We start from the raw sequence: 2,085 nt of genomic DNA, 5'->3' as shown, positions 1-2,085 counted from the left end.
AGTTGTTCAGGTGGCCAAGGTTAACAGCTTGCCGAGAAGGTTAACAGCCCCCAACGGGTCTTTTTGATTCAGTCTCTAAGACAGAGAAGCCGGAAAACGAGCAGGAAGAGCAGAGGGCCAGTCAGGCGTACCGTCTACTGACCACATGGCGAACTTGCCCCGGTGTCGGCCCGGACGGGTTCGTGGTCGAAGCAGACTTCCGGAAGTGGCTGGCAGCAATCAAGGCGAAATGTACGGAAAGTGGACATCTTAAGGTCGCATTAGCCGTTCTCGGCAGATGCCTCGCGCACGCGCCTGCTGGGCGGGACGGATTGTGGATCGATGCGGTGGTCGCGGAGGCTTTGAACGAGCGCGATGCGGACGCCATGCGCGAAGGCATGGTCGAAGAGCTGTTTGGTTCGCGCGGCACCTACGGTTTCTCGGGCGGTGCAGAGGAAGAGAGGATCGCGCAGCGATATCGTGACAAGGCAGCAGCCGTGGCCACTGCGGGGTTTAACAGGCTGGCGAGCCACCTGCGACAACTAGCGGACTCGTATGCCTTGCAAGCGGAGCATGACGAGAAGCGAGGTCCGTACCGACCGGAATAGACGTGCGACACGGTCCGGCCAGTTCCTAGACGCGCGGATGAAGTCGAGCACGAAGCGAAACTATTGGAATGCGCCGAACCGTGAGGGGATATCGAAGTGCTTCGTCATGTCAATATCGAGCATTCCAATCCAGGCTGTATGGCCTATGAGGCAATAGCGCTCTCGCGCTTGGACCGTAACGGTGAAACACTTGCTCTACTGGCTACGACGTCCGCGATGTTCAGCGCCGTACCAATCATTGAAGCGGCGGAAGCCTACGTCGATGACGGCGCAATTCGTTCCGTGCTTCGCTGCCTGAACACGGTTGTTTAATGAACGAGACCGACGGCTGTTCCACCGATCCTAGGCGATTCGCGCTATTCTTCAGACTTTTCATCGCGACTGGAAAAGTGAAGTGGTGTGGCCGATTCGACCGTCCTCCCGTAAGCACCGAGTGGCGTTACGACAGGCCTACCGGGCCGCAGAAACAGCGGAGTTATGTCTTATTGTCTTCAAGCGCAGACGGTTTCCCACGACCGATGCCGTCGCGCGTCATGTGCGATGACGGGTGGGGAGCGGGCGTTGGCCGCATGGCGTACTGGCGAAATTCGGCGCGAACTGGCGGCGATTGCACGACAAGCACACCGCGCAGACTTGCCAGCGTTGCACTGCCGTCCATCGGCGAAACGGTCCAGGCGCGCGCAGGCGGTTGCGCACGCCATCCGCTTCTTGCGTCACGCGACGTTGCCGCGGACAGGCCCCTAGGCCTAGAACGGCCACTGCTCGCTTCACATGCCTACCAGACGGTAGCCTGTACAACGCGCGATATATCCATCCACTTGCTACGGAACGCAGCACGCCATTGCCAGACTTGCGCGCCAGCGAGTCAGGTTGAGGTGATTGACCGATTGTCAATTTCGAGCCAGAGCCACGTGAGCTGTCGTTCATAAACATAACGTTCGCGTAACAAGCTTGTGAATGTGCGATTTCAGTGAGCAATCCAGTTTCGGACAAAACTCACCCACTTTCAGGTTTTTGCTCCGAGGCACCGTGCTCGGGAACAAATCGGTGAATGTAGAATGGGCCCGCACGGCCGCGTAGCAAACTTGTGAATGTGCGTTTCGACGGGGCAAATTTGTGAATTTCGAAGGAAAACCTGCCAGCGTTCACTTTTTAGCTCCGAAGCACTCATGCTAAATGAATAGACTCGATGCCGGCATTATCTCAGACCCGCAACACAACCATCAGGCCCTATCTGCTGAAGACCCTGCCGAACAAAGTCCTGTCCAGCTCGCGCATCGTCATCGTTATCCGTTCCGTCGCAGCCATCGAAGCCTCCGGCGCCGTATAACCAGCGACCGATCAGCTTACGATGGTCCCGAAAAGCGGACATCTGAACTTGGCTAGAAGCGGACATCTCGACTTAGCCACTACATACCAACTGTCTCCGCTAAGTTCAAATGTCGTGCCTCCAGCTAAATAGAAATGTCGGGTTTTGCTGTGCTTTTTCTTATGTTTC

At 56.8% G+C, this 2,085-nt stretch carries 1 protein-coding gene; it reads left to right on the top strand.

Going from position 1 to position 2,085, the window contains the following annotated elements; all coding sequences use genetic code 11:
* The first annotated feature begins 182 nt into the window (after positions 1-182).
* Entirely contained in the window at positions 183-587 is a 405-nt protein-coding gene (locus EVC45_RS44270; RefSeq protein ID WP_129964319.1) for a hypothetical protein, read from the top strand.
* The last annotated feature ends 1,498 nt before the right edge of the window (positions 588-2,085 follow it).

It is taken from the genome of Paraburkholderia sp. UYCP14C, from assembly GCF_004197395.1.
GTDB lineage: Bacteria > Pseudomonadota > Gammaproteobacteria > Burkholderiales > Burkholderiaceae > Paraburkholderia.
The sequence above is the reverse complement of the archived record's forward strand: the minus strand, read 5'-3'. Positions and strand labels throughout refer to the sequence as shown.